A 24,488-nucleotide genomic window follows, 5' to 3' on the forward strand; every position below is an offset into this window, starting at 1 on the left:
GCCGCATCCCCGGCGCCTGCGACACCGAAGGAACAACCGGCGCCACAAACCGCTGCGCCACCAACCGGGAAACCGCCGCATTCCCCGCCACACCCGCAAGCGCCTGCACCGACGCCCGGCTGAGCGGGGCCGCCGGCGCACGCGTTGCCTCCTCCTGCGGCGAGGGAGCGGGCGCGGGCTCGCGGGTGGGGGCCGGGCGGTTCGCTGCCCGCTCGGCTCCTCCGCGGTCTCCGCGCGCGGTCGACACCATGTCCGCCAGCGTTGCCCCTGCCCCGGCGCGGCGGGACAAGCGGAAAGGCGGGACGTCGGGGAAGGGCGGGGTGCCCTGCCGGTTCGACCGTTCGGGCTGCCCCTTAGGACATCGAGGTCGAGTCGCCGGTACGGCCCAAATCCTGTGCGCGGAGGAGGAGGTCGCCGGAGGATTTCGTCCCGTATCTCATGGTCGAGGGGGGAGTGGCATGCCGTCGTACCTGTCCCCGGGCGTCTACGTCGAAGAGGTGGAGTCCGGGTCGAGGCCCATCGAGGGGGTCGGGACCGCGGTTGCCGCGTTCATCGGATTCGCTCGCAAGGGGCCGCTGCACGAGCCGACGCCGATCAGCAACTGGACCCAGTTCAAGAGCGTGTTCGGCGACTTCGCCGAGGGAGCGTACCTGCCCGGCGCCGTCTACGGTTTCTTCGCGAACGGCGGCGGCATCTGCTACGTCGTCCGTGTCGGTGCGCCGGACTCCGCCGGCGGGGAAGGGCCCGCCGAGCTGACCGGCGGGGAGGCGGCGCGTGTCGGGCCGTACGAGGTACGGGCGCTGCCGCAGGTCACCGGTCAGATCTCGGTGGAGGTCACGGAGCCGGAGGGCGAGGACCCGCCGCAGGACACCTTCGGGCTGGTCGTCCGGCGGGACGGCGAGGTCGTGGAGACCTTCCCGAAGCTGACGACCAAGCGCAGCAAGGACAACGCGGCGACGCAGGTGCGCTCCCGCTCGCAGTTCATCGCGCTGGCCGAGAGCCAGCAGGGGCCGGCACCGCAACGGCCGGAGGCGCAGCAGGTGGCGGTGCCGGCGGCCGCGCCGGGGCCGGTGGAGGTGTCGGCGGCGTCGTACACCGGCGACCCGGAGCAGCGCACGGGCGTGGCGGGGCTGGAGGCGGTCGAGGAGGTCACGATGGTGGCCGCGCCGGACCTGATGAGCGCGTACCAGGCCGGGCGGATCGACGGCGAGCAGCTGATCTCCGTGCAGCTCGCGCTGGTCACACACTGCGAGCTGATGGGCGACCGGGTGGCGATCCTGGACCCGCCGCCCGCGATGAGCCCGCAGCAGGTGAAGGTGTGGCGGGAGCGGACGGCGGCGTTCGACTCGAAGTACGCGGCGCTCTACTACCCCTGGATCAAGGTCTTCGACCCGTCCGTGGGCCGGGACGGCTTCGTGCCGCCGAGCGGTCACATCGCGGGGGTGTGGGCGCGCAGCGACGAGACGCGCGGGGTGCACAAGGCGCCCGCGAACGAGGTCGTGCGCGGTGCGGTCGCGCTCCAGACGCAGGTGACCAAGGGCGAGCACGACCTGCTCAACCCGGCGGGCGTCAACTGCGTGCGGGTCTTCCCGGGGCGCGGGATCCGGGTGTGGGGCGCGCGCACGCTGTCGTCGGATCCGTCGTGGCGGTACCTGAACGTGCGCCGGCTCTTCAACTACCTGGAGGAGTCGATCCTGGCGGGCACCCAGTGGGCGGTGTTCGAGCCGAACGACGACGCGCTGTGGGCCAAGATCCGCCGCACGATCTCCGCCTTCCTGGTCAACGAGTGGCGCAAGGGCGCCCTGTTCGGCCTCACGCCGGACGAGGCCTTCTACGTCAAGTGCGACGCGGAGACCAACCCGCCGGAGGCGATCGACGTGGGGCAGGTCGTGTGCGAGGTCGGGGTGGCTCCGGTGAAACCGGCGGAGTTCGTCGTCTTCCGGCTCGCGCAGATGTCCGCCGGGTCCGGCGCCGTCGACGAGTAGGCCGCGCAGGAGGTGGCCCGCACGCGCGGGCCGGACCGCGAAGTCCCCCACCCGGAAGGCGATCACAGGAGGCCGGAGACATGCCGCTGCCCGAACTCGACAGTTCTGTCGGGCACTCGTTCGGATTGGAGTTCGACAGCGTCCTCATCAAGCGGATCACCGAGGTCAGTGGTCTGAAGATGGAGCAGGACGTCATCGAGCTGAAGCAGAACACCGCGGACGGCAAGTACGCGATCAAGAAGCTGCCGGGCCGCCCCAAGGCGGGCGAGGTCACGGTCACCCGCGGTCTCACCGAGGACAACAGCTTCGAGAAGTGGATCAAGGACTCGCGGTTCGGGAAGATGACCAACGCCCGGCGCAACGGCTCGATCATCGTCTACGACTACGAGGGCCTGCCGATCAAGCGCTACAAGCTGATCAACGCGTGGCCCAAGTCCCTGGAGATCAGCACCCTCAAGGCGGGCGACACCTCGGTCCTGACCGAGAAGCTGTCGATCACCTACGAGAGCGTGGAACTCGACTGATGCGCCGGATCACGGCCGCGGCCCCGTCCCCGCCGGCGTCACCGTCCTCGCCCTCGGACACCGGCGGGGGCGGCGGGCTGCGCACGGAGTTCGCCTTCGAGCTGCCGCGCGGCTACGTGGACGACTCCGGCACCGTGCACCGCTCGGGCGTGATGCGGCTGGCGACGGCACGCGACGAGCTGGTGCCGCTGCGCGACGACCGGGTGCGGGAGAACTCCGCCTACCTGTCGGTGGTGCTGATCTCCCGGGTGGTCGTACGGATCGGGACGGTCGAGGACGTGCACCCGGGCGTCATCGAGGACCTCTTCGCGTCCGATCTGGCCTTCCTCCAGGACTTCTACCGGCGGATCAACTCCGAGGGCCACACCCGCGCCCGCGTCACCTGCCCGGCGTGCCGGGAGGACTTCGCGGTGGAACTGTCCGGCGGCGGTGGTCGCCTGGGGGAATCGTGACGTACGCGGCCGACCGCATCCACGAGGAGGTCGCGTACCTCGCCTACCACCTGCACTGGCCGCTCGACCAGATCCTCGACCTGGAGCACGCCGACCGGCTCCGCTACGTCCGGCACGCGGCGCAGCTCAGCGGCTGAACCGGAAGGGAGGGGAACGGGGTGGGACTGCTGTCATGGCTCGGCGGCGGGAGCCGGAACCGGCCGAACGCGCGGGCCGCCGGGCCCGCGGACCCCGCACGGGGTGGCGGGGAGGCGTGGCGCGAGCTGCCGCCGCTCCAGCGCACCACGGGCGACATGGGCCTGGTCATCGACCCCGGCGGCTTCCGCGCGTCCCTCGGCACCTGGCAGGACGTCTCGCTGTCCCGGCCGCTGGGCCACCTCGTGAGCCCGGAAGCACCGTCCGGGATGCTGTACGACGTCGCGTCCGCGTCCCCCGGACCGCCGCAGGACGCGGCCCCCGAGCCGGGCACCCGCACCTGGGCGCCGCCGGAGGCGGGCGGCGCGGGAGACGCCGGAGACGCGGGAGACGTGAGCGGCTCGGGCGGCTCGGGCGGCTCGGGCACGCATCCGGCGGTGGCGCTGCAACGCGTCCTGGACGGCGGGCCGTTGACCTCCGCCGCCGCACCCCGCGACACGGCCGGGGCGCCCTCCCCCGAGCCCGTCACCGTACGGCCGCTCGACCCGCCGGACGCGGCCCCCGAGGCGGACGGGCCCTCCTCCGTACGGGAGGTGCCCGGCCCGCCCCTCGTACCGCCCCCCGGGGCCGAGCCCCCGGCCCCGCCCGCAATCCAGCGCGCGGCCCCGCCCGCGGACCTCCCCGGGGCCGGGCCAGGAGCGCGCACCGGAGCCCGCACCCCGGGCCGGCCCCTGCCGCCGTCCCCTCCCCCGCCCGTGCAGCGGACGGCGGAGCAGCCGGCGGCCCGTCCCCACCCGCACCTCGGCATCGGCGAGCCCCTCCCGGGGCTGCCCCCGACCGCGCGCGGGCCCGCCGCCCGCTCCACGCCCGCGTCCGTGACCCCCGGGCCCGCGGCCCCGGAACCCGCCGCCCCCGAGCCCGCGGCCCCCGAGCCGCTCACGGCGCAGCGGACCCCGGAGGCCCCGGCCACGCCCGCCGCCCCGCACCCCGCACCGGACTCCCCCGCGGAGGGCCCGCTGCTCGGCGACGACCCCCTGCTCCCCCCGGGACCGGCCCCGCAGCCCCCGAACCCGGGCGCCACGGAAATCCCGGAGGTCCCGACGCTCCCGGCGGTCTCGGGGGTCTCGGCAGCCCCAGCGATCCCGGCAGACCCGGCGGCCTCCGGCAGCCCCCTGGCCCTGGCCGGGGTGCAGCGCCTCCCCGCGGACCTGCCGCACTCCCCGCCGCCGATCGCGCCGCCGCCCCCGCCGTCGATCGCGCCGTCGATCGCGCCGCCGCCCGCGCCCGCGCCGGGGCCGGAGCGCCTGGCGGGGCTGGTCGGCGAGCGCCCCGTCCCGCTCTTCGCCCGCACCGGCACCCCGGGCACCACCACGACGCCCGAACCCGACCCGGAGCAGCCGGTGGTCGCGCGCTGGGCCGCGGAAGCGGAAGCACCCTCCCCGCGCCCCGCCGTCCCCACGGCCCCCTACGTCCAGCGCTCGGCCGCCCCCGCCCCCGGCGGCGCGAACCCACCGCGCCCCGAGCCCCGCAGACCCGCCGCCAACCGCCCCTGGACGGACGCCGGTGCGGTCGCGATCGCGGCGGGCGTGGCCCAGCGCACGGCGGACGGCTCCGTGGTCTTCACCCCGCCGTCGCCCACCGTCCCCACGGTCCAGCGCGCGCCCGAACCCCCGCCCGCGGAACCGGAGTTCGCACCCTCCTCCGGATCCGAGGGGCCGGCGGCCGCCGGCCCCTCGGACATCGCCGCCGGCCCGGGCGGGCCCCCGGCCACGACCACCAGCAGGCCCGCCGGCTCCGTGCGGCGGCCGGACGCGGGGGACGGCGCCGCCCCGCACGTCGACGACGCCCTCGTCCGCGCCCTCTTCCCGCGGCTGAGCCGCCTCCTCAAGGACGAGCTGCGGCGCGACCGCGAACGTGCCGGCTTCCTCATCAACACCCGCCACTGACAAGGCCCCCGCAGCGAGAAGGAGTGATGTCATGCCGGTCACCGATGACCCCGCGGTCAGCGTCTGCTTCGTCGTGACGGTCGACGGCATCGAGCTCGGCTCGTTCAACACCTGCGACGGGCTCGGCTGCGAGGTCGTGCTGGAGACGCGCGAGGAGGGCGGCAACAACAGCCTGTCGTGGCAACTGCCCACCCGGCTGCGCTACTCCAACGTCAAGCTGTCCCGGCCGCTGACGCGCGACACCGAGAAGGTCGCGAAGTGGTTCGCGAGCATGACGACGGGCATCAAGCGCCGCACCGCGCACATCGAGGCGCGCACCGCGGACGGACATGTCGTGGCGCAGTGGGGCCTGCTCGAAGTGGTGCCGGTGCGGTGGAGCGGGCCGTCGTTCAGTCCGGAGTCGCCGAAGGTCGCGGTGGAGACCATCGAGATCGCCCACCACGGCTACGTGATGGGGAGTTGACGCGATGAGCAGTCCGGTGGCGTTCAGCGCGACGGGCGCGGGCACCGCGGCGGGGGCGGCGGGCGGCGCACGCCCCAAGCTGGAGCACGCCTACCTGGAGCTGCGCACCCCGCCGCCGGGCGGCAGCCTGACACCGGGCCCGGCGTGCGGGCGGATCGACTTCCAGTTCAACCCCAAGGAGCTGAGCCTCACCAAGGCGGCGACCTGGAACCGCACCCCCGCCAAGGGCGCCAAGAGCGCGGGCCCGCCCGAGTACCAGGGGCCGCAGCCCAGCAAGCTGACGGTCGAGATGTTCCTCGACGCGAGCGACACGCACGACACCAGCGTCGTCAGGACGGTCGAGCAGCTCTTCTCGTGCTGCGTGCCGACCGGGCAGACGCGGCAGCAGAAGCGGGCGTCGCCGCCGTGGGTGGTCTTCCACTGGGGCGGGCTCACCGGTTTTCCCGGCTACGTCAGCCAGGTGCAGGCGAACTACACGCTCTTCACGACCTCCGGGGTGCCGATCCGGGCGGTCTGCCAGGTCACGATGGAGGAGATCAGCGGGGACACCCCGGGCCAGAACCCGACGTCGGGCGCGCTGCACCCGCACCGCGTGCACAAGGTGAGCAGCGGCGACACCCTCGCGGTGCTGGCGTGGCGCGAGTACGGGGACCCGGCGGCGTGGCGGGTGATCGCCGAGGCGAACGGCATCGACGACCCGATCCGGCTGGCGCACGGGCGGGAGCTGCTGCTGCCCGCCGTCGAGGAGATCGACCGGCTGCGGCAGGCCGGGCACGGCACGTACAACGGCAGCGGCAGCGGCAGCGGCAGCGGCAGCGGCAGCGGCAGCGGCAGCACGTACAACGGCAGCGGCGGGGTGTGAGCCGTGGTCAACCAGGGCGTCGCGAAGACGCTGGTGATGGAGTTCGGCGGCCGGCCGCTGCCGCCGGGGCTCGGCGACACGCTCGTCGAGGCCTCCGTGGACGGCAGCCGCACGCTGCCCGGCACGTTCCTGCTGCGCTTCCGCGACCCGGGCCGGGTGCTGCTGGCCAAGGCGGGCATCGCGGTCGGCACGCCCGTGCGGCTGCGAGCGGCGGCGGGCGGCCCGCCGAGCGCGCAGCCGCTGCTGACGGGTGTGGTCACGGCCCTGGAGCTGGAGATCGACGACGGCGGCACCTTCACGGTGGTGCGCGGCACGGACGAGTCCTACCGGCTCTTCCGCGGCCGCCGCGTCGCCGGCTACCAGAACATGACGCTGTCCGACATCTGCACGCAGGTCGCCCGGCGGGCGGGGCTGCGCCCGGGGTCGATCGACGTGGCGGGGCCGGTGCTGGAACACGTCGTGCAGCCGAACGTCACCGACTGGGCGTTCCTGCGCGCACTCGCCGGACAGGCGGGCGCGCAGGTCTACGTCGAGGACGGCACGCTCAACGTGACCGCGCCGCCCGGGGCGAGCGGGGCGCCCTCGGTGACCGCGCGGGCCGCGCGCGATCCGCTGGTGCTGGAGATGGGCGACAACCTGCTGCGCTGCCGGGCGTCGGTGTCGGCGGCCGAGCAGGTCACCGAGGTCGAGGTGCGCGGCTGGGACGTGCAGACCAAGCAGCCGCTGGTGGGCCACGCGGACGCCGGGACGTCCGGGACGCTGCGGCTCGCGGTGACGGCCGCGGACGTCACGCGCCCCTTCGGCCCGGCGAGCCTGCTGGTCAGCGACACCGCGTACGGCGACCAGGCGCATGTCGACCAGGCCGCGAAGGCGCTGGCGGCCCGGGTGGCGGGATCGTTCGCGGAGCTGGAGGCGGTCGTCCGCGGCAATCCGGAGATCCGCGCGGGCAGCACGGTGACGCTCGCCGGGGTCGGCGCGCCCTTCGAGGGCGGCTACACGGTGACGTCGGTGCGGCACGTCTTCGATCCGGTCAGCGGCTACGAGACGTGGATCGGCGTGACCGGCGACCAGGACCGCTCGCTCTACGCCCTGGCGGGAGAGCCGGGAGGCGGCCCGGCCGCGGACGGCCGCTGCTTCGGGCTGGTCAACGCGACCGTCACGGACACCCAGGACCCGCAGGGCCTGGGCCGGGTGAAGGTGCGCTTCCCGTGGCTGTCGGACGACTACACCAGCGACTGGGCGCGCTGCGGGCAGGCCGCCGGCGCGGGCGGCGGCGAGGCGTTCATCCCCGAGGTCGGCGAGGAGGTGCTGGCCGGCTTCGAGCAGGGCCGGCTCGAAGCGCCGTACGTGCTGTGCGGTCTCTTCAACGGCAAGGACAGGCCCACGGGGGCGAAGGGCGGCTCCGGGGACGCCGTCGACCCGACGAGCGGCGCCGTCAACCGCCGCGCACTGGCCTCCCGTGAGGGCAACAAGCTGGAGCTGCTCGACACCGCGGGCGGCGTGCAGGGGGTGCGGCTGGCGACCGGTGACGGCAAGACGCACCTGATGCTCGACAGGCAGCAGACCGCGATCACCGTGCACAGCGACGGCTCGGTCGCGATCGAGGCGGGCTCGCAGGTGTCGGTGAAGGCCGCGAACGGCGTCGAACTCGACGCCGGCAAGGGCAGGTTGCGGCTCGCGGGCGACGTCGTCGAGGTCGCCGCGCGTTCCGGCCTGACGTTCCGGGCGGGTTCGGGCGCGGTGTCGCTGACGACGGACGCGGCGGTCTCGGTGCAGGGCCGGCAGGTGACGGTGGACGGCACCGAGCGCACCGACGTCCGCAGCAACGGCTCGCTGTCGGTGACCGCGCCGATGGTCCGTATCAACTGACGTCACGGGGGTGGGGGACGGATGGGAGCAGCGGCCCGGGTGGGCGACACGACCGGGCACGGCGGGGTGGTCGGCGGCCCCGGCGTGTCCTCGGTGCTGATCGGCGGCCGGCCCGCGGCGGTCGTCGGCACCCCGCACACGTGCGGGATGCCGCTGCACGTGCCGTCCGTGCTCCTGGGGCCCGGCAGCACCTCGGTGCTCATCGGCGGGCGGCGCGCCGCCCGGGTCGGCGACACCGCGGGCTGCGGCTCGCCCGTCGCTTCGGGCTGCCCGACCGTGCTGATCGGAGGCTGAGCGATGGGACAGGAGTTCATCGGCGCGGGCTGGGCCTTCCCGCCGCACACCGACGCGACCGGCGGTATCGCGCTGGTGCGCGACGACCGGGAGATCGCCGAGTCGATCCGGCTCATCCTCTCCACCGCGCCCGGGGAACGCCCGATGCGGCCGGAGTTCGGCTGCGCGCTCGGCGACTACGTCTTCGCGCCGGCCGACGCGGGCACCGCGGGCCAGCTCGCCTACGAGGTGCGGCTGGCGCTCGACCGCTGGGAGCCGCGCATCGACGTGGCCGAGGTGGCGGTGCGCTTCGACGAGGCCGACAAGGGCGTGCTCTACCTGGAGATCGGCTACTCCGTGCGCGGTACGAACGACCCGCGCAACCTCGTCTTCCCGTTCTACGTGATCCCCCAGCACCAGGAGGGCGAATGACGCTGCCGGCCCCGAACCTGGACGACCGCACCTTCCAGCAGCTGGTCGACCAGGCCAAGCAGCTCGTGCAGCGGCGCTGCCCGGAATGGAGCGACCACAACGTCTCCGACCCGGGCGTCACGCTCATCGAGGCTTTCGCCACGATGGTCGACCAGCTCATCTACCGGCTCAACCGGGTGCCGGAGAAGAACTACCTGGCCTTCCTCGACCTCATCGGGGTGCGGCTGTTCCCGCCGACCGCGGCCCGCGCCGACGTGACGTTCTGGCTGTCGGCCCCGCAGCCCGACACCGTACGCGTCCCGCCCGGGACCCAGGTGGCGACCGTGCGCACCGAGACCGAGGAGGCCGTGGTCTTCGGCACCGCCCGGGAACTGGCCGTCGTCCCCTGCGAGCGGGCGTACCTGGCCACGGGCACAGCGGGCGGCTCCGTCACCGACCGCACCGCCGAGCTGCGGCTCGGCCGGGACGTGCCGTGCTTCGGCGCCACCCCGCAGCCCGGCGACTGCCTGTACGTCGGGCTGTCGGCCGCGGTGCCCGGCTGCGCGGTGGTGCTGCGGCTGGACTGCCAGGTGCACGGCGTGGGCGTCGACCCGACCGACCCGCCGCTGCGCTGGGAGGCGCTGTGCGGGGACGAGTGGCTGCCCTGCGAGGTCGACAAGGACGACACCGGCGGCTTCAACAAGGCCGGCGAGGTCGTCCTGCACGTCCCCGAGGGACACGCGACCGCGGTGCGCGCGGGCGTCACCGCGGGCTGGGTGCGCTGCCGGCTGGTCGCGGCCGGGCAGGGCCGTCCGACGTACGTGGCGCCGCCGACCGTACGGCAGGCGGGCGCGTTCACGATCGGCGGGACGGTGGAGGCGCTGCACGCCGAGAGTGTCGGCGCCGAGGTGCTGGGGACGGCCGAGGGGCTGCCGGGGCAGACCTTCCACGTCGCCCGGCCGCCGGTGGAGCCGACCGGGGCGCCCTTCGTCGTGGAGGTCGCCGAGGGCGACGGCTGGGCGCGCTGGCAGCGGGTCGACGACTTCGCGCACTCCACGTGGTCCGACCGGCACTTCACCCTCGACCCGGGTTCCGGGCGGGTCGACTTCGGCCCGGCGGTGCGCCAGCCGGACGGCACCGTGCGGCTGTTCGGGGCGGTGCCGCCCAAGGACGCGGCCGTGCGCGTACGCGGCTACCGCACCGGCGGCGGGCGGCGCGGCAACGTCTCGCGCGGGGCGCTGCGGATCCTGCGCAGCTCCGTGCCCTTCGTCGCCCGGGTCGAGAACCGCCGGGCCGCGGTCGGCGGGGTCGACGGCGAGACGGTGGACAACGCCCGGGTACGCGGGCCCCTCACGCTGCGCACCCTGCACCGCGCGGTCGTCGCCGAGGACTACGAGCGGCTCGCCCGCGAGGTCGCGCCGGGAGTGGCCCGGGTGCGCTGCCTCTCCGCGGCCGACTCCGGCGAGGACCCGGCCGAAGCGGCGGGCGGCGTACGGCTGCTGGTCGTCCCGGCGGGGCGCGGTGACGCGCAGGGCCGCATCGACTTCCGCGAACTGGAGCCGCCCACCGACATGCTCTCCGGCATCGCCTCGTACCTGCACGACCGCTGCCCGGTCGGCACCCGGCTCAACGTCGAACCGCCCTTCTACCAGGGCATGACGGTCGCCGCACGGGTGCAGGCCGTGCCCGGCACGCCCACCGGGCCGCTGCGGGACGCCGCGCTCGCCGCGCTCTACCACCACTTCAGCCCGCTCACCGGCGGGCCCGACGACCAGGGCTGGCCCTTCGGGCGGCCCGTCCACGCCGGGGAGGTCTTCGCGGTGCTCCAGCGCGTGCCGGGCGTCGAACTCGTCGAGGACGTCAAGCTCTTCCCCGCCGACCCGTACACCGGCGAGCGCACCGACCCCGTCGACCGGCTCGAACTCGCCCCGAACTCCCTGGTGTTCAGCTACAGCCACGACGTCCAGGTACAGGTGAGGTGACATGCGCTCGGCCATCCCCGGGCTGCCCAGCCCGCACCCGCTCATCGACCGGCTCCCGGCCGTCTACCAGGAGCAGGACTTCCTGCACCGCTTCCTGGCCGCGCTGGACGAGGTCGTCGCGCCCGACCTGCTCGTCCTCGACAACCTCGCCGCCCACCTGAGCAGCGGCACCGCGCCCGCCGACTTCCTGCTGTGGCTCGGCCAGTGGGCCGCCGTCCAGCAGGACCAGGAACGCCCCGAGGCACTGCGCCGCGAGGTCGTCGCCGCGGCGGTCGGCCAGCACCGCATCCGCGGCACCCGGCGCGGACTGGTCCAGGCCGTCCGCCGGGCGACCGGCACCGAGCCGGAGATCCGGGAGAACGGCGGCACCGCCTGGTCCCCGCGCCCCGGCACCGCACTGCCGGGCACGCCCGGCGCCCGGGTGACGGTACGGCTGCGGGTCGCCGACCCCGCGGAGGTCGACCGGGCGGCGCTGGACCAGCTCGTCGCCTCGGAGGTCCCCGCGCACGTCACGTACCGCATCGAGGTCCTTCCCCTCGACGCCCCCGGGAGCCCGTCGTGATCTGCCCCACCTGCCACCACGACAACCCCCCGGCCACCCGCTTCTGCGCCGCCTGCCAGGCCTTCCTCGCCTGGGACCCCGCCCCCGGCCCGGACCCGGCACCGCAGCCCCCGGACCCGGAGTCGCGGCGGCCGGGCCCCGTACCGCAGCCCCCCGGCCCCCCGCAGGGCCACGGTCCGGCGCAACCGCCCGGCCCGGCCCCGCAGCCCGGCCCCGAACCGCGCCCGCAGCCGTCACCGCGGGGCTACGGCCCCCCGCCCGCCCAGCCGTCCGCTGCCGCGCGGGGCTTCGGCCCGGCGCCGCGGCCGTACGAGCCCGTGCCGCCTCCGATGCCGCAGTCCCCGCCGCCCGTCGCGCCGCGGTCCTCCGCCGAGGGGCCGGTCAGCGCCGGGACGCTCGCGGGGCAGCCCGCCGCCGTACCGCTGCCGCCGCCCGATCCGCGCAGCGGGCCCCTCGTGCCGGACGCGGCCGCGGCCCGGCGCCCCGGGGAGCGGACGGAGCGGCCGCAGCCCGTGACCGGCTTCTTCGACGTCGGCGCGGAGCAGGACGCCGCCACACCGGCGCGGCTGCCGGACCGGCCCTGCCCGCGCTGCCAGGCCGCCAACCCGGCGGAACGGCACCTGTGCGCGCGGTGCGGCGCGGTCCTCGACCCACGGGCCCCGGACCCGGCGGCGCCCGCCCCCGTACCCGAGGCGCCCCTGCCGTGGTGGCGGCGGCTGCGGCGGCGCCGGGAGCGCGCGGTCGCCGCGGGATACCGCCCGCGCGCCCGCACCGGCACCCGCCGCCGGCTGCGTCCGCGCGCGGTGTGGCCGGCGGTGGCCGTGGTGCTCGCCCTCGGGGGCTGGCTCGCCCGCGGCCAGCTGTCGAACCTGGTCTCGGACATCCGGGACCGCTCGTCGAAGCCCGCCCCGCTGCACCCGAACTCCGCGACCGCCTCCAGCGCCGACCCCGCGCACCCGGCGGGCATGGCCTTCGACGGCTACGCGAACCGCTACTGGACGCCGGCCGCCCCGGGCGCGGGCGTCGGCCAGTACGTGGAGGCCGGCTTCCCGCAGCCGGTGCACCTGGTGACGATCATCGTCACACCGGGCTGCTCGGCGGACGACGGCACCTTCCTCACACAGGCCCGCCCGTCGAAGATCACCCTCACCTTCTACGACGCCGCGGGCCACGCGACCGCCCGCACGGTCTCGCTGCACGACCAGGCGGGCCCGCAGACCTTCGACGTCCACGCCTCGGACGTCGTCCGGATCCGGCTCACCACCGACGCCAGCTACGGCGCGACCGGCGGCCACCGGCTGGCCGTCGCGGAAGTGGAGTTCTTCGGGCGCCAGTGATCCGTTCCGCTATTGCGTGATCAATACGGAGAGGCTGGTGATCGTTTTTCCGGGGCGCGGCCCCGGAAAAACGATCACCAGCGAACTGATCGTCAGATCAGCCCCTGCCGCATCGCGTACGCGACCGCCTGCGAGCGCGTTCTGAGATTCAGCCGGGTCATCACCGAGTGCAGAATGTTCTTGATGGTCCGGTCGGAATATGCGAGCTTCAGTGCGATATCCGCGGTGCTGCACCCCTCGGCGACGAGCCTCAGCACCTCGATCTCCCGTGCGTTGAGCCGGCTGAGATTCAGGCCGTGCGCGTTCGTCCGCTCGCCCTGGAAGCGGCCGACCTGCACCAGCAGGCCGCCCAGCAGGTCCGCGGGGACGTAGCCCTCGCCGCGGGCGACCGCGCCGATGACCTCGACCAGCTTCGCGGGCGAGGCCTCGGAGCGGCGGACGACTCCGACGAAACCGCATTCCGCGGCCTTGACCAGCTGGTTCTCGTCGATGAGGGTCACCACCAGCACCCCGCGCGGGCTCCCCGCCCGGTGGATCTGCCGCAGCATGCCGAGCACCTCGTCGTCCACCGCGTCGACGACCGCCACGACGACGGACGCCGCCTCGGGATCCCGGTCGAGCAGCCGGATCTCGGGCCGCAGCCGCAATTGGCTCGCGACCCCGGCATGCGAGATCGGATCCCAGGCGCGAAGATCAACCGCGATGCGGTCGACGCTCATTTCCTTCACAGTCCCTCCCCCTTTCGTGCACGGGTCTCCATCCCCTGACGTGCACTGTCGGCGTCTGGAGTTCCCGTTCTGTCATCCCGCTATTCCCCGGCGCCGCACAGGATGACTCAAAGCGAACCCATTCCTGCCCGAAAGACTTCCTGCACGGCCACTCCGGAGGGAAAACTTCCGCTCCTACGGTGACGCGTATGAGTATTTCGGGGAGCTTCGACGAGGGTGCCGTCGCCGTGGAGCCCGGCGGCGATGTGACGCTGCTGGTGCAGGTGGCCAATTCCGGCACCACCGTCGAGGAGCTGCGCCTCGAACCCGTCGGCCCCTGCGCCGAGTGGACGACGGTGGAGCCCGAGCGGCTGTCGCTGTACCCGGGCGCCTCGGGCAGCGCGCAGGTGCGCGTCCGCCCGCCGCGCACACCCGGCACCGCCCCCGGTGCCACGACGCTGGGCCTGCGGCTGGTGCCCACGAGCGACGCGAACCTGCCGGTGGTCGCCGAACGCCCGCTGGACGTCCTGCCGTTCACCGACATCTCCGCCGAACTGGTGCCGCGTACGTCGCAGAGCGCGTGGCGCGGCCGGCACGAGGCGGCGATCGACAACCGCGGCAACACCCCGCTGACCGTGGCCCTGGCCGCCCAGGGCCTGGGCGAGGGCGTGAGGTTCGCGCTGGAGCCCGCCGAACTCACCCTGCCCAGCGGCGAGACGAAGCTCGCCCGGCTCAACGCCCGCCCGGCGCGCCGGATCTGGCGCGGCGCGCCGATGACGCACTCCTTCCAGCTCCTGATCACCCCCGAGCCCGCGCCGGACGGCAGCGCCCGCCCGCCCACGATCCTCGACGGCACCTACGAGCAGCAGGCGATCCTGCCGCGCTGGCTGCCGCGCGCGATCATCACCACGGTGATCCTCGCGGGGGTCCTCGTAGGCCTGTGGTACGGGCTGCTGCGCCCGACCGTGCGGTCCGCGGCGCGCGACGCCATCACGCCCGAGTCGATCGCCAGCGCCGCGTCCGCCACCCCGGGGACGACCGCGGGCGGCACCACGGCCGGCACCACCGCGGGCAGCACCGCCGGCTCCACGGCCGGCTCCACCGCCGGCACCGGCTCGGCCGCGGGCACCGGCACGGCCGCCCCCGCGGCGACGGCGGGCAGCACCTCCGCGGGCACGGGCACCACCGCGGGCAGCGCGGGCGGCGCCACCCCGGGAGCGGGCGCGAGCCCCGCGCCCGGCGTGCCGACCACCGCGGACATCAGCGTCAAGGACGCGGCCGGCGGAGGCACCAGGACGGCCTCCTACACCGTCCCGAGCGGCAAGAGCTTCGACGTCACGGACATCCTGGCGCAGAACCCGCAGGGCGACGCGGGCACCCTCGTGGTCACCGTCCCCGGCCGGCGGCTCTTCACGCTCGCACTGGAGGACTTCCGGGCCCCGGACTACCACTTCGTCACGCCGATCGTCGTCCCGGCGGGCGGCCGGATCACCCTGACCGTCGACTGCCGCGAGGTCGGCCACCCGGTCAAGGCGCCCGTACCGTCGCAGTGCTCGGAATCCCTGCTCCTCGGCGGCACCCTGCAGAGCACCACGAGCTGACCGGCCGCGCCAGGCGCCCGGACGGCACCCGCACCGCGCACCACTGGCACCGACACCCTCCGGGAGGACCCGGCATGCGAGCGCAGACCCACGGCCCCGACCACGAGCACGAGCACGACGGCGCCCACCGGCAGAACACCGACGCCGACGCGCAGGAGGCCGCCCTGCCCCACCTGCTCAGGGCGGCCGCCGCGGGCCGCACCGACGTGGTCGGCGCCGCGGGGCTCGGCACACTCCAGCGGCTCGTCGGCAACAGCGGGGTGGGCGCGGTGCTCCAGCGCGAGCAGCGGCGGGAGGACGAGGAGTACACGCAGGCGCCCGGCGCCGGGGCGGCGCCCCGGTCGTCCGTGCACGACGTCGTCGGCGGCGGGGGCGGCGAGCCGCTCGACGCCGCGACGCGCACGGACATGGAGTCGCGGCTCGGCGCGGACTTCGGCGACGTCCGCGTCCACACCGGCTCCGACGCGCACGCCTCGGCGGCCGAGGTCGGCGCCCGCGCCTACACCGTCGGCAGCGACATCGTCTTCCAGCGCGACGCCTACGACCCGGCGTCCGACGCGGGCCGCACCACGCTCGCCCACGAGCTGACGCACGTCGTGCAGCAGCGGCAGGGCCCGGTCGACGGCACCGAGACCGCGGGCGGCATCCGCGTCAGCGACCCCTCCGACCGCTTCGAGCAGGAGGCCTCCGCCAACGCCGAGCGCGTCATGGCCGCCCCCTCCCCCACCACCGGGCCCGAACCGGCCGCCGCGCCGGCCGTGCCCGCGGGCGCGGCCGTGCAGCGCGAGGAGGACGGCGCGGAGGCCTCCGTCCAGCGGGCCCCGGAGCAGGACAAGGAGGACGAGGAAGAGGCGCCGCCCGAAAGCTGACGCCTCTCCCTCCGCCGTCCGCGCCCCCGCCCCCGGGGGGCCGGCCCCGCCGGGCTCAGCCCTTGACGCAGACGACCTGCTTGAGCTTGGCCACCACCGCGACCAGGTCGCGCTGCTGGTCGATGACCTTCTCGATGGGCTTGTAGGCACCCGGGATCTCGTCGACGACCCCGGAGTCCTTGCGGCACTCCACCCCGCGCGTCTGCTCCTCCAGGTCGCGCGTGGAGAAGCGCTTCTTCGCCGCGCTGCGGCTCATCTTCCGCCCGGCGCCGTGCGAGGCCGAGTTGAAGGCGTCCGTGTTGCCGAGGCCCCGCACGATGTAGGAGCCCGTCCCCATGGAGCCGGGGATGATGCCGTACTCGCCGCTGCCCGCGCGGATCGCGCCCTTGCGGGTGACGAGCAGGTCGACACCGTCGTACCGCTCCTCGGCCACGTAGTTGTGGTGGCAGGAGATCACCTGCTCGAAGGTGACGCGCGCCTTCTTGAACTCCTTGCGCACGACGTCCTGGAGCAGGCCCATCATCAGCGCGCGGTTGCGCTTGGCGTACTCCTGCGCCCAGAACAGGTCGTTGCGGTACGCCGCCATCTGCGGGGTGTCCGCGACGAAGACGGCGAGGTCGCGGTCGACGAGGCCCTTGTTGTGCGGCAGGGACCGGGCCACCTCGATGTGGTGCTCGGCCAGCTCCTTGCCGATGTTGCGCGAGCCGGAGTGCAGCATCAGCCACACCGCGCCCGACTCGTCCAGGCACACCTCGATGAAGTGGTTGCCGCTGCCGAGCGTGCCGATCTGCTGCGCCGCGCGCTCGGCCCGCCAGTGCACCGACTCGGTGAGCCCGTCGAAGCGCGCCCAGAAGTCGTCCCAGCCGGACGTCGGCATACCGTGCACGTCACCCGGGCTCACCGGGTCGCTGTGCAGGCCGCGGCCGACCGGGATGGCCTGCTCGATCCGCGTCCGCAGCCGCGACAGGTCGCCGGGCAGGTCGTTCGCCGTCAGTGACGTCTTCACCGCGCTCATGCCGCAGCCGATGTCGACGCCCACCGCCGCCGGGCAGACCGCGCCCTCCATCGCGATGACGGAGCCGACCGTGGCGCCCTTGCCGTAGTGGACGTCGGGCATCACGGCGAGGCCCTTGATCCACGGCAGCGACGAGACGTTGCGCAGCTGCTGCATCGCGCCGCCCTCGACCGCGGCCGGGTCCGTCCACATGCGGATCGGAACCCGGACCCCGGGTACTTCGGTGTACGACATGGCTGCCCCCCGGGACATGGACCGACTGGAACGGACGAACGAGCGGAACGGAATACGGTGGGGACGGACGTCAGGGACATCTATGCCCCGTGGCGCGCGGAACGCCACCTTCACACCCGTACGGCATGAAACGTCCGATACCGGGACAGGCCAACGGGTCACCCGGTGAACCCACCCCCACGGGCGCTTTCCGCGCCGCGTGCGGTAGACATTGTGTCCAGGGTTCGCTCAAGCGCGCCAAGGAATTACCGCGCCGGGACCGCTGCGGCACGTGGCGGTGGCACGAGGCCGGCCCCGGGGGCGCGGGCCTGGCGCACGAGATCGAGAGGCGGCACGTGAGGCAAGGGCTCCGCACAGCGCGCTCCACGCGCAGGCCGCAGACCGCGCTGGCCGCGCTGGCGCTCGCGGTCGCGCTCGGCGGCCTCGGCACGCTCGCCGCGTGCACGGGCGGCGGTTCGGACAGCACGGACGGCGACGGCAAGTCGTCGCCGGCCACCGGCGAGACCTTCTCGCCCGCCCCGCCGGGCAAGTACAAGACGCTGCCGCAGCCGTGCATCGCCGTCGACCTGGACACCCTCGAGGCCGTGGTGCCGGGCGCGAAGGACTACTCCGGCACGGAGGCGCTCACGTACGACACCGACCGCCGGGTCGGCTGCACCTGGCACGCGAGGACCCCGGACGGCGCCGGCCACTCCCTGGTCATCGACATGCAGCGGGTCGTGTCGTACGACCCCGCGGTGAGCGACGAGATCGAGGCCAAGACCGACTTCGACGCCCAGGCCGCGCTGGCGTCGATCCCGCCGCTGCCGCTGCCCGGCAGCACGCCCACGACGTCTCCCCCCGCCACCTCCACGCCGACGCCGTCCGGCACCGCGACCGGCGGCGCGGACTCCGCCGGCGAGGACGGCACCGCCGACCAGGCCGCCGGGGGCGGCCAGGACTGGGGACCGCGGCGCCTGACGGATGTGGGCAACGCCGCATACATCTACGACACCCTCACCCCGGCCAAGGGCGGCAAGGGCTCCGCGGCCGGGGCGCGGCGCGACGTGACGCTCGTCTTCCGCACCGCGAACGTCCTCGTGAGCATCCGCTACGGCGCCACCGCGGCCCCTGCCGCCGCCGCCCCGCAGAGCGCTGACGTGCAGCAGAGCGCCCAGAAGATCGCCAAGCAACTGGAGCGCAAGGTCGAGGGCTGAGCCCGCCGCGGCGCGGGTCCGCTCCGTTCACCCCTTAGGGTGGAGGGCCGACCGGCGCCACAGGCGCAACGCACGACGACTGGACCCAGCACCCATGGAACGACGACGACGCACCGCACCGCGCCGGGCCCTGCTGCTGGCGTGCGCCGCGGCCGTGCCCGCGCTGCTGCTCGCCGGCTGCTCCTCCGGCGGCTCCGGCTCGGACTCCGGCGGCAAGGGCGACGGCACGGCCGGGGGCAAGGACACCGCCGCGAGCGGCCCGGCGACGACCACCGCGGCACCCGCGCCGGAGAAGTTCGCCACACTGCCGAACGCCTGCCAGTCGGTCGGCAAGGCCACCGTCGACGCGATCGTGCCCAAGGCCAAGTCGGCGGCCGGCACCCCCGCCACCTCCGACGACCCGAAGAACCGCGCCGGCTGCTCCTGGACCGGCAACGGCAAGGACGGCTACCAGTACCGCTGGCTGTCCGTCACCTTCCAGCGCTTCGGCTCCACCTCCGCCGGGCCGGCCGAGGACCAGGCGAAGGAACGCTTCACCGACCAGGCCGCGCGCCTCGGCAAGGCGCCGGGCGCGAAGGTCTCGGCCGTCACGGGCGTCGGCGACCAGGCCACCTCGGTCGCGGGCAAGGCCACCGTGGCGAAGGTCACCTCGCAGAACGACACGCTGCTGGTGCGGACGGGCAACGTCCTGGTGATCGTCGAGTACGACGGCGCGGGCCTGGAGGGCAAGAAGAACCCGAGCGCCACCACCGTCAACGCGGGCGCGCTGCGGGCCGCCAAGGAGGCCGTCGCCGCGGTCGCGGCGGCGAACGCGTAACAAACGCCGCCCCGCCCGTCCGTAAAGCAGCGGCAATCCGTACGTTTGTCCGGACGCGCGGGCGCGGGGCCGTCGGCGCGGTATGGCAGTCTGGGGCGGCCAGTTGCCGAGTCGCAGTCGCAGGAGGGGTCGCGGGTGGCCGCGATACGTTTGACCCGCACGCACCGGATATTGGTCGGGGTCGTCGTCACGGGTGCCGTCGTCATCGCCGGCATCGGCTTCGCCGGCTCCTACGCGGCGGTGCGCTCGCTCGCGCTGGACAAAGGTTTCGGCTGGTTCGCGAACGTCTTCCCGATCGGCGTGGACGCCGGCATCGTCGTCCTGCTCGCCCTCGACCTGCTGCTGACCTGGCTGCGCATCCCCTTCCCGCTGCTGCGGCAGACCGCGTGGCTGCTCACCGCCGCGACCATCGCCTTCAACGGCGCCGCCGCCTGGCCCGACGGGCTCGGCGTGGGCATGCACGCGATCATCCCCGTCCTCTTCGTCGTGTCGGTCGAGGCCGCCCGGCACGCCATCGGGCGCATCGCCGACATCACCGCCGACAAGCACATGGAGGGCGTCCGCTTCACCCGCTGGCTGCTCGCGCCCTTCCCGACCTTCCGGCTGTGGCGGCGCATGAAGCTGTGGGAGCTGCGGTCGTACGAGGAGGTCATCCGGCGCGAGCAGGACCGGCTGGTCTACCGGGCCAGGCTGCGCGCCCGCTACGGCGTCGCCTGGCGCCGCCGGGCACCGGTCGAGGCCCTCATGCCGCTGCGGCTGGCCAAGTACGGGGTGCCGCTCGCCGACACCGCCGAGGCCGGGCTCGCCGCGGCCGGCCTCGACCCCCTCGCGGGCCCGGCCCCCAAGGAGCTGACGGCCGCCGCGCCGGCCCCCGAGCCCGCGGTCGAGGCGGAGCCGGAGCGGGCCGAGCCCGTGGTGACGGCGCCCGAGCGCGGGCCGGCGGGGCCGCCGCAGGGCGGGCCGGGGTACGGGCACGCCTACGACGCGCGGTTCGACGCGTCCTTCGACCCGCGCTTCGATCCCCGCTACGACCCGCGCTTCGACCCGCGGCTCGACCCCCGCTTCGACCCGCGGCTCGACCCGCGCTTCGATCCGCGGCTCGACCCGCGCTTCGATCCCCGCTACGACCCGCGGTACGCCGAGGCGGGGCCGCAGGCGCAGTACCCGCCGCAGGAGCCGGACGCCGGGCCCGGGCCGCAGACCCAGGCACAGGACGGGGCCGGGCCCGGGCCGCAGGCACAGGACGGGGCCGGGGACGGGGAGGACGCGTCCGGCAGCCCCTGGTTCCACGCCCAGCGGCTGCCCGAGCGCCCGCGCCCCGCACCGGCCCCCGAGCCGGAACCGGCCGCGGACCGGCCCCGTATCCCCACCGCTCCGGGCCGCGACCGCCCGCTCGGCGTCGGCGCGGGCCTGAACGGCGCGGACGGCGGGCCCGCGAACGGCAGCCCGCGCCCCTTCCCCGGCCCGCGCGCCGAGGAGTACGCGCCCGAGCCCGGCCCGGAGCCCGCGCCGGAGCCCGAACCCGTCCCCGAGCCGGCCGTCCCGACGTTCCACCTCCCCGAGGGCATCCCCGAGGACGAGGCCTACTTCGCCGCCTACCGCCAGTACGTGCGCGAGCGGGGCGAGTTCCCGAACGCCCGGCAGTTCTCCCGCTACCTCCCGGCCGTGTACGGCGGCACCGCCCCGGAGGAGCGCACCCTCGTCGCGGTCATCCGGGACATGCGCTACCGCTACCAGTCGGAGTCGGAGATCGAGCACACCCCGTAGGCCCCGGGAGCCCGCTACGGGCGGGCGAGGACGCCGGTCGGCTGGAACGGCTCGTAGCCGCGGGCCAGCAGCTCGGCGGTCACCCTGACCGGGCCCGTCGAGTCGTCGGCGCAGGTGACGGTGAGGGCCGTGCGGTAGGTGCCGCTCGGCGCCAGGTCGGTGGCGGACGCCGGGGTGACGGTGCCGACCAGCGTGCCGTCCGGGCCCTCGGTGAGCGCCACCGGCTCGCCGTCCGCCGTCAAGGTCACGTCGTCCGGGTCCAGGCCGCCGGGCCGGGAGAGCACCAGGCGGGTGCCGACCTCGGTGAAGTACGGGCCGTCCGCCGGGCTCGTGAACTCGACCGTACCCGCGAGGGAGCAGGCACCGCCGCCCCCGCCCCCGCCGCCGCACCCGCCGCCACCGCCGCCGCCTCCGCGCACGGACGCCGGGAGGGCGCCGACGCGGGCGGGCGTGCCGGTCGCGCTGTGGTGGCCGGGGCCGGTGGGTGCGAGGTGGACACGGCCGGTCGCGGTGCCGTCCACCAGGAAGTCGTAGACGGTCCCGTCCACCGTGAGGTTGTCGACGTAGGTGTCCAGGCTCGCGCTCGCGTCGCCGAGCCGCCCGACGTTGGCGATCACCCCGACCGCGCCGCTGGTCGCGCCCCCGCAGGCCGCGACGTAGTCGCTGAACGGGTGGTCGCTGCCGGCCGCGAAGGATCCCACCGCGCGCGAGGTGCGCCACAGCGCGGCGCCCCCGGCGTCGAAGTGCCGCCAGATGTCGGCGACCGCGCCGCTCCTGCCCTGCGCGTCGGTGGCCAGCTGCGGCTGGAAGCTGAGCGTGGTGAAGGCGCCCTGGCAGAAGCCCGGCAGCTGGAGGTTCGCGCCGAAGGGGACGGCGGAGGGGGTCGAGCCGGCCGCACGTACGTAGAGGTCGTACGACAGCGGTGAGGCCGCGATGTCGCCGAAGGCCACGGGAGCGGTGAAGTAGTGGGCGGCCTGCGACTGCTCGGCCTCGGCGGCACCGGTCACGGCCAGGTGCAGGCTGCCGTTGAAGCGGACGGGGTCCGCGAAGGGCGAGACCTCCTGCGTGCCGAACGGCCGCCCGGCGTTCCCCGGGTCGTCCTGGAGGCGCAGCCAGGGTCCCTGCGGGCCGAGGTCGGCCGCGGTGACCGGCTGGCGTACGGCGTCCGCCGCCCCGGCCGGTGCGGCGCAGGCGAGGACGGCGGGGGCGGCCGCGACAGCGGCGGCGGTGAGTGACGCGGCGAACCGCGCGGCAAGACGGGACATACGGACGGGCTCCCATCGGGATCGGGCGAAGCACACGCCTCCCATGGATGCCACCGGCGCCGCCTCGCCGACTCCCCACCCAGCCGATCTCACCCTGACGGCCTTGCCCCGCCCGCCGCGACGGCCGTACGGGCGCCCGGCTCCGCCCCCCGCCCGGCCCGCGCGGACAGCCGGGCACCACCGGACGGGCAGAGCCACCCGGCAGCCGGGCACCCCCGGGACCCCGGGGCACCACCGGACAGCCGGCCCGCGCGGACAACCGGGCACCACTGGGACCCCGGGCACCACCCGACGGCAGGGCGCCCCCGGGACTCCGGGCACCACCGGACCGCCGGACCACCCGACAGCCGGGCACCCCCGGGACCCCGGGCACCACCGCAGCCGGCCCGCGCAGACAGCCGGGCACCACCGGGAACCCGGCAGCGGACCGGGCGCCCGGCGGGCGGGCAACCGTCGGGGCGGGGTCAGGCCGCGGGCGCGCCCAGCAGGGTGCGGACGCGGTCCTGGCCCACCGCGAGGAGCAGGGTCGGCAGCCGGGGGCCGGTGTCGCGGCCGACGAGCAGCTCGTAGAGCAGAGCGAAGAAGGCCCGCTGGGCGACCTTCAGCTCGGGCGTGGGCTTGGCGTCCGGCTCCAGACCCGCCTGGACCTTCGGCACCGCGTAGACCAGCGTCGTCAGGCCGTCCAGCGACCAGTGCGACGCCAGGCCGTCGAGCAGCAGCTTCAGCGCGCCGCGCCCTTCCTCGTCCAGCGCGGCGAGCCGGGCCTCGTCCGGCTCGGCCCGCACGACGGTGCGCTGCTCGGCGGGCACCTGCGTGGTGATCCAGGCCTCCGCCCGGTCCAGCCGCGGACGCACCTCGGCCAGCGAGGTGATCGGGTGCTCCGGGTCCAGCTCGGACAGGATCCGCAGCGTCTGCTGCTCGGCCCCCGCCGTGATGTCGGCGACCGACGCCAGCGTCCGGTAGGGCAGCGGCCGCGGGGTGCGCGGCAGCTCCCCCGCCGCGGTGCCGACCGCGCGGGTGTACGCGGCCAGGTCGGCGGGCAGCGCGGCGCCCTCCCCGACCTTGCGCGTCAGCGCGTCCCACTCGTCGTAGAGGCGCTGGATCTCCTGGTCGAAGGCGATCTTGAAGGACTGGTTGGGGCGCCGCCGCGCGTACAGCCAGCGCAGCAGCTGCGGCTCCATGATCCGCAGCGCGTCCCCCGGCACCGGGACACCGCCCTTGGAGGAGGACATCTTCGCCATGCCCGAGATGCCGACGAAGGCGTACATCGGCCCGATGGGCTGCTCACCGCCGAAGATCGGCCCGACGATCTGCCCGCCGACCTGGAAGGACGAGCCCGGAGAGGAGTGGTCGACACCGGACGGCTCGAAGACGACGCCCTCGTACGCCCAGCGCATCGGCCAGTCGACCTTCCACACCAGCTTGCCGCGGTCGAACTCGCGCAGGAGCACCGTCTCGCCGTGGCCGCACGCGCACGTGTACGTCATCTCGGTCGTCTCGTCGTCGTACGACGTGACCGTGGTGAAGTCCTTGCCGCACTGCGCGCAGAAGGGCTTGTACGGGTAGTACTCCGCGCCGCTGCCGCTGCCGTCGTCCTCGGCGGCCGCGCCGGAGCCCTCCGCCGCGGCGGCCTCCGCCTCGTCGACCGGCTTCTGCTGCTGCTTGGGCGGCGCCTTCTTCGTCCGGTACTGGGCGAGGATCGCGTCGATCTCCCGGCGGTGCCGCATCGCGTGCAGCACCTGCTCGCGGTAGACCCCCGAGGTGTACTGCGCGGTCTGGCTGATCGGGTCGTACTCCACACCCAGCTCGGCCAGCGCCTCGACCATCTGCGCCTTGAAGTGCTCCGCCCAGTTCGGGTACGCGGAGCCCGCCGGGGCGGGGACGGAGGTGAGCGGCCTGCCGATGTGCTCGGCCCACGACGCGTCGACGCCCGGCACCCCGTTCGGCACCTTGCGGTAGCGGTCGTAGTCGTCCCACGAGATCAGGTGGCGCACCTGGTGGCCGCGGCGGCGGATCTCGTCGGCGACCAGGTGCGGCGTCATGACCTCGCGCAGATTGCCCAGGTGGATCGGGCCGGAGGGGCTGAGCCCGGACGCGACGACGACGGGTTTCCCGGGGGCGCGGCGCTCCGACTCGGCGATGACCTCGTCCGCGAAACGGGAGACCCAGTCGGTCTCGGTGCTGGCAGCCACTGCTCTGTCCTTTCCCCTGCTCGG

The 24,488-nt window shown here is 75.0% G+C and carries 22 protein-coding genes and 1 pseudogene; 18 read left to right on the forward strand and 5 right to left on the reverse strand.

What is annotated here, in order from left to right:
• A pseudogene (locus tag ACH4SE_RS35190) lies at positions 1–250 on the reverse strand (hypothetical protein); the annotation flags it as partial.
• A gap of 208 nt (positions 251–458) precedes the next feature.
• Between ACH4SE_RS35190 and ACH4SE_RS35195 the strand changes: the two are divergent.
• From ACH4SE_RS35195 to ACH4SE_RS35255, 13 genes are all read left to right on the forward strand, one after another.
• Positions 459–1,985, forward strand: coding sequence for a phage tail sheath family protein (locus ACH4SE_RS35195; RefSeq protein ID WP_398547644.1), 1,527 nt, complete (start codon positions 459–461; stop codon positions 1,983–1,985).
• Between the two features lie 80 nt (positions 1,986–2,065).
• The gene (locus tag ACH4SE_RS35200) at positions 2,066–2,509 is read left to right on the forward strand and encodes a phage tail protein (RefSeq protein WP_398192791.1); all 444 of its coding nucleotides are present in this window, start codon (positions 2,066–2,068) and stop codon (positions 2,507–2,509) included.
• Complete coding sequence (locus ACH4SE_RS35205) at positions 2,509–2,961, forward strand: hypothetical protein (RefSeq protein WP_398547645.1); 453 nt, start codon at positions 2,509–2,511, stop codon at positions 2,959–2,961. Before ACH4SE_RS35200 ends, ACH4SE_RS35205 begins: the two co-directional genes overlap by 1 nt.
• Positions 2,958–3,098, forward strand: a complete 141-nt coding sequence (locus ACH4SE_RS35210) for a DUF6760 family protein (RefSeq protein WP_199923532.1) — start codon at positions 2,958–2,960, stop codon at positions 3,096–3,098. The genes ACH4SE_RS35205 and ACH4SE_RS35210 overlap by 4 nt, the downstream gene beginning before the upstream one ends.
• Positions 3,099–3,119: 21 nt before the next feature.
• Positions 3,120–5,042 carry a hypothetical protein gene (locus ACH4SE_RS35215; protein ID WP_398547646.1) on the forward strand — a complete coding sequence of 641 codons (1,923 nt, stop codon included), beginning with the start codon at positions 3,120–3,122 and terminating at the stop codon, positions 5,040–5,042.
• Between the two features lie 31 nt (positions 5,043–5,073).
• Positions 5,074–5,505: a phage tail protein gene (locus ACH4SE_RS35220; protein ID WP_398547647.1), complete on the forward strand. Its 432-nt coding sequence runs from the start codon at positions 5,074–5,076 to the stop codon at positions 5,503–5,505.
• A 4-nt stretch (positions 5,506–5,509) separates the two neighbouring features.
• Entirely contained in the window at positions 5,510–6,367 is an 858-nt protein-coding gene (locus ACH4SE_RS35225; RefSeq protein ID WP_398547648.1) for a peptidase M23, read from the forward strand.
• Positions 6,368–6,370: 3 nt separating this feature from the next.
• Complete coding sequence (locus ACH4SE_RS35230; RefSeq protein ID WP_398547649.1) at positions 6,371–8,236, forward strand: VgrG-related protein; 1,866 nt, start codon at positions 6,371–6,373, stop codon at positions 8,234–8,236.
• A gap of 21 nt (positions 8,237–8,257) precedes the next feature.
• Positions 8,258–8,530: a PAAR domain-containing protein gene (locus tag ACH4SE_RS35235; RefSeq protein ID WP_398547650.1), complete on the forward strand. Its 273-nt coding sequence runs from the start codon at positions 8,258–8,260 to the stop codon at positions 8,528–8,530.
• 3 nt (positions 8,531–8,533) lie between these two features.
• Positions 8,534–8,941: a GPW/gp25 family protein gene (locus ACH4SE_RS35240; protein ID WP_398547651.1), complete on the forward strand. Its 408-nt coding sequence runs from the start codon at positions 8,534–8,536 to the stop codon at positions 8,939–8,941.
• On the forward strand, positions 8,938–10,902 hold the full coding sequence (locus tag ACH4SE_RS35245) for a putative baseplate assembly protein (protein ID WP_398547652.1): 1,965 nt from the start codon (positions 8,938–8,940) through the stop codon (positions 10,900–10,902). Before ACH4SE_RS35240 ends, ACH4SE_RS35245 begins: the two co-directional genes overlap by 4 nt.
• Before the next feature lies 1 nt (position 10,903).
• Positions 10,904–11,464, forward strand: coding sequence for a phage tail protein (locus ACH4SE_RS35250; RefSeq protein ID WP_398547653.1), 561 nt, complete (start codon positions 10,904–10,906; stop codon positions 11,462–11,464).
• A complete protein-coding gene (locus ACH4SE_RS35255) occupies positions 11,461–12,801 on the forward strand; it encodes an NADase-type glycan-binding domain-containing protein (protein ID WP_398547654.1) in 1,341 nt (446 codons plus the stop codon). Before ACH4SE_RS35250 ends, ACH4SE_RS35255 begins: the two co-directional genes overlap by 4 nt.
• Before the next feature lie 92 nt (positions 12,802–12,893).
• Here ACH4SE_RS35255 and ACH4SE_RS35260 read toward each other — a convergent pair whose 3' ends face one another.
• Positions 12,894–13,520, reverse strand: coding sequence for a response regulator transcription factor (locus tag ACH4SE_RS35260; protein WP_398547655.1), 627 nt, complete (start codon positions 13,518–13,520; stop codon positions 12,894–12,896).
• A 197-nt stretch (positions 13,521–13,717) separates the two neighbouring features.
• Between ACH4SE_RS35260 and ACH4SE_RS35265 the strand changes: the two genes are divergently transcribed.
• Positions 13,718–15,109 (forward strand): hypothetical protein, encoded by a 1,392-nt coding sequence (locus ACH4SE_RS35265; protein WP_398547656.1) that lies wholly within the window; start codon positions 13,718–13,720, stop codon positions 15,107–15,109.
• A 74-nt stretch (positions 15,110–15,183) separates the two neighbouring features.
• Positions 15,184–15,978 carry a DUF4157 domain-containing protein gene (locus tag ACH4SE_RS35270; RefSeq protein WP_398547657.1) on the forward strand — a complete coding sequence of 265 codons (795 nt, stop codon included), beginning with the start codon at positions 15,184–15,186 and terminating at the stop codon, positions 15,976–15,978.
• A gap of 55 nt (positions 15,979–16,033) precedes the next feature.
• On the opposite strand, the gene ACH4SE_RS35275 is transcribed toward ACH4SE_RS35270, so the two are convergent.
• On the reverse strand, positions 16,034–17,227 hold the full coding sequence (locus ACH4SE_RS35275) for an RtcB family protein (RefSeq protein ID WP_398547658.1): 1,194 nt from the start codon (positions 17,225–17,227) through the stop codon (positions 16,034–16,036).
• 335 nt (positions 17,228–17,562) lie between these two features.
• On the opposite strand from ACH4SE_RS35275, the gene ACH4SE_RS35280 reads away from it, so the two are divergent.
• From ACH4SE_RS35280 to ACH4SE_RS35290, 3 genes are all read left to right on the forward strand, one after another.
• Positions 17,563–18,423: a hypothetical protein gene (locus tag ACH4SE_RS35280; RefSeq protein WP_398547659.1), complete on the forward strand. Its 861-nt coding sequence runs from the start codon at positions 17,563–17,565 to the stop codon at positions 18,421–18,423.
• Between the two features lie 94 nt (positions 18,424–18,517).
• Complete coding sequence (locus ACH4SE_RS35285) at positions 18,518–19,240, forward strand: DUF3558 family protein (RefSeq protein ID WP_398547660.1); 723 nt, start codon at positions 18,518–18,520, stop codon at positions 19,238–19,240.
• 135 nt (positions 19,241–19,375) lie between these two features.
• Positions 19,376–21,007, forward strand: a complete 1,632-nt coding sequence (locus ACH4SE_RS35290; protein ID WP_398547661.1) for a DUF2637 domain-containing protein — start codon at positions 19,376–19,378, stop codon at positions 21,005–21,007.
• A gap of 14 nt (positions 21,008–21,021) precedes the next feature.
• Here ACH4SE_RS35290 and ACH4SE_RS35295 read toward each other — a convergent pair whose 3' ends face one another.
• Both ACH4SE_RS35295 and lysS read right to left on the reverse strand, forming a co-directional pair.
• Positions 21,022–22,272, reverse strand: coding sequence for a hypothetical protein (locus ACH4SE_RS35295; RefSeq protein ID WP_398547662.1), 1,251 nt, complete (start codon positions 22,270–22,272; stop codon positions 21,022–21,024).
• 464 nt (positions 22,273–22,736) lie between these two features.
• Complete coding sequence (gene lysS / locus ACH4SE_RS35300; protein ID WP_398547663.1) at positions 22,737–24,464, reverse strand: lysine--tRNA ligase; 1,728 nt, start codon at positions 24,462–24,464, stop codon at positions 22,737–22,739.
• Between the last annotated feature and the right edge of the window lie 24 nt (positions 24,465–24,488).

The organism is Streptomyces sp. NPDC020983 (genome assembly GCF_044333485.1).
GTDB lineage: Bacteria > Actinomycetota > Actinomycetes > Streptomycetales > Streptomycetaceae > Actinacidiphila.